At 38.0% G+C, this 10,872-nt stretch carries 8 protein-coding genes and 6 tRNA genes; 13 read left to right on the plus strand and 1 reads right to left on the minus strand.

Annotated features, from left to right (window positions below; genetic code table 11):
- The first annotated feature begins 828 nt into the window (after positions 1 to 828).
- From tolQ to P20429_RS17245, 13 genes are all read left to right on the plus strand, one after another.
- A complete protein-coding gene (tolQ, locus tag P20429_RS17305; RefSeq protein WP_007580384.1) occupies positions 829 to 1,533 on the plus strand; it encodes a protein TolQ in 705 nt (234 codons plus the stop codon).
- A complete protein-coding gene (gene tolR / locus P20429_RS17300) occupies positions 1,520 to 1,948 on the plus strand; it encodes a protein TolR (RefSeq protein WP_007580386.1) in 429 nt (142 codons plus the stop codon). The genes tolQ and tolR overlap by 14 nt, the downstream gene beginning before the upstream one ends.
- Positions 1,949 to 1,952: 4 nt before the next feature.
- Positions 1,953 to 2,879, plus strand: coding sequence for a cell envelope integrity protein TolA (gene tolA / locus P20429_RS17295; protein ID WP_007580388.1), 927 nt, complete (start codon positions 1,953 to 1,955; stop codon positions 2,877 to 2,879).
- 9 nt (positions 2,880 to 2,888) lie between these two features.
- Positions 2,889 to 4,247 (plus strand): Tol-Pal system beta propeller repeat protein TolB, encoded by a 1,359-nt coding sequence (tolB, locus tag P20429_RS17290; protein WP_007580390.1) that lies wholly within the window; start codon positions 2,889 to 2,891, stop codon positions 4,245 to 4,247.
- Positions 4,248 to 4,281: 34 nt separating this feature from the next.
- Positions 4,282 to 4,824, plus strand: a complete 543-nt coding sequence (gene pal, locus P20429_RS17285) for a peptidoglycan-associated lipoprotein Pal (RefSeq protein WP_007580392.1) — start codon at positions 4,282 to 4,284, stop codon at positions 4,822 to 4,824.
- A gap of 13 nt (positions 4,825 to 4,837) precedes the next feature.
- The gene (gene ybgF / locus P20429_RS17280) at positions 4,838 to 5,587 is read left to right on the plus strand and encodes a tol-pal system protein YbgF (protein WP_024590479.1); all 750 of its coding nucleotides are present in this window, start codon (positions 4,838 to 4,840) and stop codon (positions 5,585 to 5,587) included.
- Between the two features lie 226 nt (positions 5,588 to 5,813).
- A tRNA-Lys gene (locus P20429_RS17275) sits at positions 5,814 to 5,889 on the plus strand.
- Between the two features lie 70 nt (positions 5,890 to 5,959).
- Positions 5,960 to 6,035 (plus strand) — tRNA-Lys (locus P20429_RS17270).
- Positions 6,036 to 6,119: 84 nt separating this feature from the next.
- Positions 6,120 to 6,195, plus strand: a tRNA-Lys gene (locus P20429_RS17265).
- An 85-nt stretch (positions 6,196 to 6,280) separates the two neighbouring features.
- Positions 6,281 to 6,356 (plus strand) — tRNA-Lys (locus P20429_RS17260).
- Between the two features lie 63 nt (positions 6,357 to 6,419).
- Positions 6,420 to 6,495, plus strand: a tRNA-Lys gene (locus P20429_RS17255).
- A 141-nt stretch (positions 6,496 to 6,636) separates the two neighbouring features.
- Positions 6,637 to 7,677 carry a quinolinate synthase NadA gene (gene nadA, locus P20429_RS17250; RefSeq protein ID WP_007580396.1) on the plus strand — a complete coding sequence of 347 codons (1,041 nt, stop codon included), beginning with the start codon at positions 6,637 to 6,639 and terminating at the stop codon, positions 7,675 to 7,677.
- Positions 7,678 to 7,852: 175 nt separating this feature from the next.
- Positions 7,853 to 7,942, plus strand: a tRNA-Ser gene (locus P20429_RS17245).
- A gap of 70 nt (positions 7,943 to 8,012) precedes the next feature.
- On the opposite strand, the gene P20429_RS17240 is transcribed toward P20429_RS17245, so the two are convergent.
- Complete coding sequence (locus P20429_RS17240; RefSeq protein WP_007580398.1) at positions 8,013 to 10,691, minus strand: CHASE domain-containing protein; 2,679 nt, start codon at positions 10,689 to 10,691, stop codon at positions 8,013 to 8,015.
- Positions 10,692 to 10,872 lie beyond the last annotated feature (181 nt).

A 10,872-nucleotide genomic window follows, 5' to 3' on the forward strand; every position in this document is an offset into this window, starting at 1 on the left:
GCTAGAACTAGGCAAAAGTTTTTGTATCTAGTTGTTCTAAATAAAAAATTTTTAACGACGTTATAGTGCAATTTAATTCGTTAAATTGATCAAAGATTTATGCAGGTTGGTATAAAACATGTAGCGCACTAAATTGTAGGCAAAAAAAAGCCCGCAAAAAATGCGGGCAAACAACAAGTTGAAGGAAGTAATCCAGGGAACTACGTTTTACTGAATTTGGTTTTATCCAGAAAGAGTAAAACAATGTAATACGATAAAATATCCTATTACTAAGAACTTGGCTTAATGAAACTATCTCATTCGGTGCGCTAGTTCGGTATGGGAGAATAATACGTAAGATCACCTTTTTATTCAAACTAGAAAATTTGTATTTTCAGATTAGAAAAACTAATTCGGTGAATTTTATTGTTGTTTGAATCTTGCGCGTTAATTAATCGTTAAATTTATAAGTTGATGAAATTTCTAGCTTAAGTAATTTCTTTTGATGTGGCTCGGTATTAGTTTTACTGTTACGTGAAGGTAAGGCTTATAGGTTTTGAGTGTTTATGCTCTTATTTTGAATAAACGGCGCATTTTATGACGTTTTACTTATATATTTACGCATATTTATAGTTAGCGAGTTTATTTAAAAGATTAAATAAAATACTGAGGCAAAGGGAAATGCCAACTAAAGCTGTTTTTTAACGTTTTTTGTTGCCTATTCATAGCAATACCGTTGTCAGCTTGAAATGGACTAGATACACTAGATGCAACTTTTGACCGTATAAACGGTCATATTTACACAAATTAACCAATTTGCCGTATTTTGAAATTACTTAGGAGTTTAACGTGGGATCAGGGCTTAATTTTTTAGACCTAATTTTAGAAGCAAGCTTGCTTGTTCAGTTAGTGATGTTAGGGCTAGTTGCCATGTCTGTAATGTCGTGGACAATTATATTTCAGCGTAAAAAAGCAATATCAGATGCACTATCAAATGCTAAGAAATTTGAGCAAAAATTTTGGTCTGGTATTGATCTAAGTAAATTGTATAACGAAATATCGTCACGCAGCGGTCAGTCTCAAGGTATTGAAGCCTTATTTACTTCAGGCTTTAAAGAGTTTGCTCGTCATAAAAAGAATACATTTCAAAGTGCGAGTATTGTTATGGAAGGGACGCATCGTTCTATGCGTGTTGCGCTTTCTCGTGAAATTGAAAAAATTGAATCTAGCTTATCGTTTTTAGCAACGGTAGGTTCTATTAGTCCGTACATCGGTTTGTTTGGTACAGTGTGGGGTATTATGAATGCCTTTATTGCACTAGGTGAAGTTAAGCAAGCTACATTACAAATGGTAGCACCCGGTATAGCAGAGGCACTTATTGCGACTGCTATGGGTTTATTCGCGGCAATTCCGGCCGTTATTGCTTATAACCGCTTTTCAAACAGTGTTGAAAAGCTTGAGTCTCACTATATTAACTTTATGGAAGAGTTTGCTAATATTTTACACCGTCAAGCAGCTACACAAATAGAGGCACAAGCGAATGTATCAGCGTAAAAAGCGCCGTCCGGTCGCAGAAATTAATGTAGTACCTTACATTGATGTAATGTTGGTATTACTTATTATATTTATGGCAACAGCACCGCTTATTACACACGGTGTGAAAGTTGATTTACCTAAAATGGAAGAGTCTGATTTAGTTGATACTAAAGATACTCCGCCCATTATTGCTTCAATTGATGCCGAGGGTAAATATTATGTAAGCGTAGGTACTGATCCTGAAGAGCCTATGGAAGCACTTGATGTTGCTGCGGTTATAAAATTACAGTTAATGAAAAACCCTGACGTGCCAGTTATGATTAAAGGCTCGGGTAAGGTGTCGTATCAAGAAGTATTATTACTAATGGATTTTTTGAAAAATGCAGGCGTACCATCAGTAGGATTAATGACTGAATCCTTTGAGGGGAAGTAGCTGTATGAATAGTTCAGTAGTAAAATCGATAGTACTTCATTTAGGAATTGGTGGTTTTTTGTATGCGTCTGCAAACATTCATCCGCCAGCACCTAAAGTAATGGAAGTAACGCTTAATTCGGCTATACCTACGCCAGATAAAGCAGTATCAGCCGTTACAGTTGATCAAAAACAAGTTGAGCAAAAAATTGCTGAACTTCAAAAGAAAGAAAAAGATAAAAAAAGTGCTGAAGACAAACGTATCCGCGATTTAGAACGCAGAGCGGCCAATGCACGTAAGCAACGCGAATCTGAATCTAGGCATATTAAAAAGCTAGAGCAAGAACGTAAAGCTAAAGAAAAAGAAACAGCCGAGGCGCAAGCACAAGCTAAAAAAGCACGTGCCATTGAGCAAAAAGAGCGCGCTAAAGCTAAGCAAGCTGAAAAGCAAAAGCAAGAAGCTGAAAGTGCAGCAAAAGCTGCTGCTGATAAGCGTAAAACCGAAGAAGACGCACTTAAAAAAGCAGAAGCTGAACGTAAAAAACGTGAAGAAGAAGCAAAAGAGCGTGCAGCCGAGGCCGAACGTAAACGCCAGCAAGCAATGCAAGAGCAAATGTTACAAGAGCAACTTGCCAAAGAGCAGGCTGCCCGTAGTAAAATACGTCAACAACAAGTGGTAAGCGAAGTTGATAAGTACCGTGCATTAATTATGGCGCGTATTCAGCAAAACTTATTGATTGATGAAAAAATGAAAAACCAACAGTGCCGAGTAAATATTCGTTTAGGTTTTAATGGTTTAGTAACGCAAGTTAAATCATTAGGTGGCGATAAGTTGGTATGTGAAGCTGCATTAAGAGCAGTGCGCATGGCCGACACATTACCGGTATCTAAAGATAAAGACGTATTCGAACAACTTAAGAATATTAATTTAACAATCAAGCCAGAATTTTAAAGGAATGATATGTTCAACAAAATAAAAATAGCCTGTTTAGTTTTACTGTTTGGGTTTGTGGGTGTTGCTAATGCAGCACTTGAAATTGTAATAACTGAGGGTGTAGACGGTGCAAGGCCCATTGCTATAGTACCTTTTAAGTACCAAGGTGTTGGCCCAATCCCTGAAAAATTAAGCAGTGTTATTGCTGCCGATTTAATGCGCAGTGGTAAATTTAAACCTGTAGATGTAGCGCAGATGCCACAACAGCCAACCAAAGATAGCGAAATTGATTACGCATCTTGGGTTAATAAAGGTGTGGAAGCGATATTAGTGGGCGAAGTTGAGCAGCAAACTGATGGGCGTTACTTAGTGCGTTATGAGTTAGTTGACGTGATCCGCGGCCAAATTACCGGTGGCAATACACAAATGATGAGTAATGGTAAGCTAGTTAAAAGCCAAGATCATATTTTGGAAGCGCGTGAAAGTGTTATTGGTGAAAGTGGTTTTCGCCGTTACTCTCATCGAATCAGTGACGTTATTTATGAAAGATTGACTGGTGAAAAAGGCGCATTTTTAACTAAAATTGCCTATGTAATAGTACGTGATAATGACCCTAAGCCTTATCAACTCGTTGTTGCAGACTATGATGGATTTAATGAGCAAGTATTACTTCGCTCAAAAGAGCCTTTAATGTCGCCAGCGTGGTCACCAGATGGTACTAAGTTAGCGTATGTAACGTTTGAAAACCGTCAAAGCCAAATTTACATTCAAGATATATACACAGGTAAGCGCGAAATAATAGCAAGCTACCGTGGTATTAACGGTGCACCGCAGTTTTCGCCAGATGGTAAAAAGCTATTATTAGTGCTTTCTAAGGACAAGACGGGTGCAACAGAAATTTACTTGCTTGACCTAGCTACACGTAAAGAAACACGCTTAACAAATCACCGTAGCATAGATACTGAGCCATCTTGGCACCCTAATGGTCAAGATATTGTGTTTACATCTGAAAGGGGTGGTAATGCTCAGATTTATAAGTTAAATTTAAAAACTGGTAGGTCACAGCGACTCACCTTTGATGGTGATATGAATCTTGCTGGTTCAATAACACCAGATGGAAAAGAATTAGTGATGGTTAACCGTACCAACGGGCAGTACCATCTTGCTAAGAAAGAGCTGGCTACAGGCGCGTTCCAAGTATTAACGAGAACACGCCTAGATGAATCACCGAGCATAGCGCCAAATGGTTCGATGATTATATATAGCACGCTTCATAATAATAAACAGGTACTTGCGCTAGTATCGATGGACGGCCGCTTTAAGGCACGGTTACCTGTGCTAGACGGACAAGTAAAGGCACCAGCTTGGTCGCCATACTTACAGTAATATTACTGGTTTACTCAAAATAGGAATCTACTCAATGAAACTTAACAAAATACTTAAAGGCCTGCTAATTGCTGTGCCAGTAATGACATTAGCAGCTTGTAGCTCATCTTCAGATATTGATGAAGGTGCTGCAAACCAATCAAATCAAGGCGTTGTTGAGCAATCAACTAACACTGATACGGTTGAAGTTGCTACAATTTCTCCTGAGCAACAAGCAGAAGAGCAACTTCGTCAAAAGTACGAAGCACTTCGTCAAGAGCAAGTAATCTACTTTGATTTTGATACTGCGACAGTTGAAAGCAAGTACGCAGACTTACTTCGTGCACATGCTGAGTTTTTAGTTCAAAACTCATCAGTTAAAGTACTAATTGAAGGCCATGCAGATGAGCGCGGTACTCCAGAGTACAATATTGCACTAGGTGAGCACCGTGGCCAAGCAGTTGAAAAATACTTATTAAGCCTAGGTGTTTCAGCTAGCCAAATGTCAGTGGTAAGCTACGGTGAAGAGAAGCCAATGGTTAAGTCTCGCACTGAATCAGCTTTCGCTAAAAACCGCCGTGCGGTACTAGTTTACTAAGATAAGAGATATTATGAAGCCGAAAATTATTTTGGCAGCCATGATATTGAGCGGGAGCACCCAGTTAATGGCTGCTCCCGCTCCTGTTTCAGAAGCTGCGAGTTCACAATCAAGTATTGAGAAGCGATTAGCGTCGCTTGAGAATATGATGCAACAGCGTAACTTTTTGCAAGTTGAGTTACAGCAACAGCTTAACTTGTTACAAGACGAAGTAAGCCAAATTCGAGGTGTAACCGAAGAGCAAAGCTACAAGCTTGAAAAAGTACTGCAGCGTCAGCGTGAGTTGTATCAAGAAATTGAAAACCGCGTGAGCCAGGCTTATACACAGCCAGCAGCAGCTCCCGCAACTGATTACACGCAACAAAGCAATGCACAGACCTATAGCAGTGACTTATCTGAAAATGAAGCCTATGAGCGCGCTGTCGCGTTAATAATGAAAGATAAACGCTATGACCAAGCGATTCCTGAATTTCAAACGTTTTTAACTACCTACCCAAACTCTGTCTATGCGTCTAATGCGCATTATTGGTTAGGGCAGTTGCTTACTATTAAAAATGATGGTGTAAAAGCAGTAGAGCACTTTAAAGTCGTTGTGAACGAATTTCCAAATTCTAATAAACGCCCAGATGCGATGCTAAAGTTAGGCACACTTTTACAAGATCAAGGTTCAGCGGCGCAAGCGCAAAAAATATTGAGCGATCTTATCAATCAATACCCAAGTACAACCGCTGCAAAACTAGCAACTGATCGTTTAGGAAACTAAAGTTCACTAGCGATTAAATTTCTAGTTAGGGCGAGCAAACTACATGGAAACCCTCGAAGAATCTTGGATTTGCATGTAGTTTGAGCACAAACGGTTTAATTTTGTGCATCTAGACATAAAAACTTAAAAAAAGAGACAATTTCGGTTGCACTCATTTTATAAATAAGTATTATAAGCGCCCGCAGCAAACGAATGGTTACCCCACTCGAAATGCGACAAAAAGAGCGGGTTATTAGCTCAGTTGGTAGAGCAGTTGACTTTTAATCAATTGGTCGATGGTTCAAATCCATCATAACCCACCATTCTTTGAATGGTCTTTTATCGGCGGATTTACGTAGAATACTAAGTTGTTATAAAACGCAACGTCAGAGCGGGTCATTAGCTCAGTTGGTAGAGCAGTTGACTTTTAATCAATTGGTCGATGGTTCAAATCCATCATGACCCACCATTCTTTATTCCTTGTGAATAGTGTGTGGCATCAATCGGCGGATTTACGCAGGCTTTAACTTAGAAATAAGTTAGCAACTGGAACGGGTTATTAGCTCAGTTGGTAGAGCAGTTGACTTTTAATCAATTGGTCGATGGTTCAAATCCATCATAACCCACCATTCTTTATTCCTTTGAATAGTGATTGGTTCCAATCGACGGATTTACGTAAAGTAGTAAGTTGCATTTAAAACGCAACAATAGAGCGGGTTATTAGCTCAGTTGGTAGAGCAGTTGACTTTTAATCAATTGGTCGATGGTTCAAATCCATCATAACCCACCATTCTATGAAAGTTTTAATCGGCGGATTTACGCAGCTTTTTACAAAGCAGATTTATATTAGAGCGGGTCATTAGCTCAGTTGGTAGAGCAGTTGACTTTTAATCAATTGGTCGATGGTTCAAATCCATCATGACCCACCACTCTCTAATACTTTCCTTTATATTCTTTTTTAAATTCCCATTCTATTTTTTATAAACAGCTTAACTAGTTTGCTGTTATTTATGTTTATATTCTCGTATAATTCGCCCTAATTAATGCACTGTAGATAAGTGGTCGAGAACATGAGTCTAGCTCAAACTATTATGCCTGAAGGTTATATTTTCCCCCCTAAGCCAGCACCGTTAACAAATGACGAGCAAGGCGAATATAAAGCGCGTATAAAACAATTACTAAAAGATAAAAATGCAGTACTTGTTGCACATTATTATACCGATCCTGAAATTCAAGCACTTGCAGAAGAAACCGGCGGCTGCGTTGCCGATTCGCTAGAAATGGCACGTTTTGGTGCACGTCACGATGCAGATATGATCATCGTCGCGGGCGTAAAATTTATGGGCGAAACAGCCAAAATTTTAACGCCAAATAAAACGGTTGTTATGCCAACGCTTGAAGCGACGTGTTCGCTAGATATTGGTTGCCCGATAGACGAGTTCTCAGCGTTTTGTGATGAGCACCCTGACCGTAAAGTGGTTGTGTATGCAAACACCTCTACCGCAGTTAAGGCGCGTGCAGATTGGATTGTAACCTCATCATGTGCACTTGAAATAGTAGAGCACCTTGATGAGCAAGGCGAAAAAATTATTTGGGGCCCAGATAAGCACCTTGGTAGTTATATTCAAAAAAATACCGGTGCTGATATGCTTATGTGGAATGGTGCATGTATCGTACATGACGAATTTAAAACTAAAGCCTTAAAAGATATGAAAGCACTGCACCCAGATGCAGGCGTATTAGTTCATCCTGAGTCACCAGCAGAAATTGTTGCACTTGCCGATTCCGTTGGATCTACGAGCCAATTAATTAAAGCTGCGCAAACAATGGACAATAAAAAGTTTATTGTAGCAACCGATCGCGGCATCTTTTATAAAATGCAGCAACTATGTCCAGATAAAGAGTTTTTTGCGGCTCCAACGGCAGGTGAGGGCGCTTCATGTAAAAGTTGCGCACATTGCCCTTGGATGGCAATGAATGGCTTAAAAGCGATTGAGGAAGCCCTCATAAGCCCTAAAGGTAAAGAAGTATTCGTTGATATGGATTTACGCGAAGGCGCACTTAAGTCACTTAATCGCATGCTTGAATTTACTGCGAGCATGGCTAAGTAATTTTAAAAGTATAAATTAAAACGGTTAGGTCTTAGATTTAGCCGTTTTTTGTGCCTATAGATAAGCTATTGCTTGATAAGTAAGCATTTAAAGGCTCATATTTAAAAATGCCTTGCACCTTAAGGGTCTATTTCATACTATAGCGCGCTGTTGCATTACACAATTGCAGCACTGTGGAGGGATGGCTGAGTGGCTGAAGGCGCACGCCTGGAAAGTGTGTTTAGGTTTATCCCTAACGAGGGTTCGAATCCCTCTCCCTCCACCATTATTCTTAGAACCCAGTTACTAATATCGAAAGGTATTAGTAACTGGGTTTTTTAATGCCTTCGCAATGACTAACTATTAACTAAATAGAGTGTTGATAACATGCCTACAAGTTCATGTTTTTCAATTGGCTTTGAAACGTAACCATCAAATAACTGCCTGTATATTTCTTTTTGCTCTGTAAAAACATTAGCGGTTAATGCGATAACAATTTGTTCGCTATTAAGCGCCTTAATTTTTTTACATGCCTGAAGACCATCCATTTTAGGCATTTGAATGTCCATAAAAATGATGTCTGGCTTGTGTGACTCGTATAATGAGATTGCTTCTAACCCATTGTTAGCAATAATAATGGTTGCTTTTGTAGGCTCAAGCATCGCAGATGCAACAAGCTGATTTATTTTATTATCTTCAGCTAATAAAATAGTTTTTCCAGATAGGTCAGGAAGCTCAACATTTTTTGTTATTAATGTGCTTTCATCAATCTGTGCTTGTTTTAATGGTAAGTACACATAAAACTGACTACCTGAATCTAATTGGCTTGTTACTTTAATTTCGCCATTCATTAAACCTATTAATGATTTAGTAATAGGTAAGCCAAGACCTGTACCGCCATATTCACGCGTAGTTGATTGCTCTGCTTGTTCAAAGCGCTCAAACAATCGCTCTATAGCCTGCTCAGAAATTCCAATTCCGGTGTCTGATATACAACAACATATTTTGTTTTCGTCGGTTAGCCTAAACGTTACTGTAACGCCACCTTGCGACGTAAACTTAATCGCATTAGATATTAGGTTTAAAAATATCTGTCTGAGTCTAACGGGGTCGCCCACCCAGTACTTATGCTCAATATTAATTATAAATTTAAGGTATATATTTTTATCACTGGCTTGCAGGCCAAGATCAGACTCTAAGTGGTGAATAAGTTCAAAAAGGTCGAATGATTTATATTCTAATGAAAGCTTCCCAGCTTCAATTTTAGAAAAGTCGAGGATATCATTAATAATAGTGGTGAGTGAGCGGGTCGAATAAAGTGATTTTTTTAAATACTCTTTTGATTTTTCATTCAATGGCTGCTCTTGCAGTAACTGTAATGTACCTAGTATGCCGTTCATAGGTGTGCGTATTTCGTGACTCATATTTGCTAAAAATTCAGATTTAGCTTGTGATGCTTGTTCAGCTAATTCTTTAGCATGTCCGAGAGCTTGTTCGTGATTAATTTGTTCGGTCAAATCGTATGCTACACCCAAATAGCCAACAATTTCATTTTCGTTATTTAATAAAGAGGTGACACTTATATTAACTTGTATGTGCTCGCCTGTAGAAGAAATGTATGTCCACTGATTGATATCAGGCTCTGTAGCCGTTGCTTTTAAGATAAACACTTCAAAACCAGGGAAAACAGGTTCATTTAACTCTGCACTAAGCTGTTTGGCTTTTTTTATAATTTCTTCTTTTAAATGAAAAATACCCGGGTTTTCAATTCCAATAACGTCTTGCGCTTTATAGCCTAATAACTTTTCAGAGGCGGGATTAAACAAAGTAATTAAGCCATTTATGTCGGTCGCAATAATAGAGTAACTGGCACTGTTTAAAATACTTTGTTGAAGCATACTTATATCGGCAATTTCTTTAGTACGTAATTTTACTTCTTTTTCTAATTTTAAATTTGTTTGCTGCAGCATATGCTTATTTTGTTTAGCTTTGATAATTCTTCGCTGTGTTCTTTGTGCTCTACGGTAAAAAAACAGCTGAATTATTAAAGTTATAAACATACAAATAAGGGTATAAAAAACACCATTGACAATAGCTTGATATTTACTCGGTAAGTGTAGTGATTCAATAAATGTGTCTGAAGCACTAAGTGTGATTTCCCATGTTCTTCCCATCACTTTAATTACTTTATTTAACTGATAATCAGCCGAGTTGCTTTTAATGCCGTAGCTAAAAAAGTCAGTTTTAACGTTGTTACCTATGTCGCTAATGACTAGCTTATTTTCATCCGCTTGGGAAAGAGAGTCTAAAATATTGTTTATTAATAAAGGGGAGTAAGTCCATCCAATTAATTGCTCTAAACGCTGGATTTTATCAGTTGGAATAATAATATTTTTATAAACTGGTAGTAAAATTAAAAAGCCTTGTTTCGATTTGTTATCCGCTTGGATTAACGTAATAGGCGCCGATAATTGAACTTGGTTATTAATTGCAGAATTTAATGCTGCTTTTTTACGTGTACTTTCCGATGCAATATCGAGTCCTAGAGCCCGTGAATTACTTTGCTCAGGAAATATATACTGAATAATAAAGTGCTCATCACTTTCGTTAGCTAGTTTATTTAGTTTGAATATTTGGTTAGGTCGATCGGATTTTGCAGTTTTTAAGAATTGAGCTAAGTTTTCGGCATTCACTTTTCTTATAAAGCCAATACCATTTGCTCCAGGGAATTCTTGGGCGTAATTGCGACTGTTAGAGTAATTGGAAATTGTTTGGTAGCTTAAATTATTAACGCCAATGCCGTGTATAAATCCTTTTAAACCGTATAGCCCATATTTATATAAGTCGAATCTGCTAGTAACGCCTGTTGAGAGTGAAGAAAGGCGGTTGTTGAGGGCTTCATTTATTTTGTTACTAACAGCATCTTGATGTGCAGCGTGGGCAAAGTAAGTTAATACAATACCACCGATGAAAAAAATAGCATGAGTAAGCACCGAGATTAATAACCTTTTACTAACCGGTCGTCCTGAAAACATTAACTCATCCTTTATTATTAATATACTGACAGTATATCTGTTTTATCATCGAAATAAATATAGCACTTATTATTCAGGATACAACTTTGTTATTAATTAGAATATATATATTTTATAAAGGTTTAGAGTGGATGTAATATAAAAAGTTGATTTTACTCACCAAGATAAGACGAACATGCAT

Origin of the sequence: Pseudoalteromonas sp. BSi20429 (assembly GCF_000238895.1) — a bacterium.
GTDB classification, from domain to species: domain Bacteria; phylum Pseudomonadota; class Gammaproteobacteria; order Enterobacterales; family Alteromonadaceae; genus Pseudoalteromonas; species Pseudoalteromonas arctica.